At 36.4% G+C, this 305-nt stretch carries 1 protein-coding gene; it reads right to left on the bottom strand.

The window, feature by feature from the left end:
* Window positions 1-305, bottom strand: a 305-nt coding sequence (locus Q0662_RS11940) for an MBG domain-containing protein (RefSeq protein ID WP_298950171.1), incomplete at both ends; no start/stop codon positions are given.

Genomic DNA, 305 nt, shown 5'->3' with positions numbered 1-305 from the left:
GAAGTTATCAAATACGTTCCAACTGCCTCGCCAGATTCTCGGGTTAAAGTTCCTGTAAATGCATCTGCTCCAAAAAGGTTTGGATCTGCTGTAAATACTAAAACAGGATCTTGGGCGCCATAGTCTTTCTCTTGATCTGCTATTAAAATATTGATGCTTTTTGGTAGAATCGTAAAGTTAATTTCTTTATCTGCTGCATAATTCCCAATTCCGCTAAGCGTTACAGTGGCTGTACCAACATTGATATTATTACTATAATCTAATCCATAATCAGTTCCTTGTACCAAAATAACTGATCCATCTTT

It is taken from the genome of uncultured Polaribacter sp. (assembly GCF_947503855.1).
Classification (GTDB): Bacteria; Bacteroidota; Bacteroidia; order Flavobacteriales; family Flavobacteriaceae; genus Polaribacter.
This window is presented reverse-complemented; position numbering and strand designations above follow the sequence as displayed.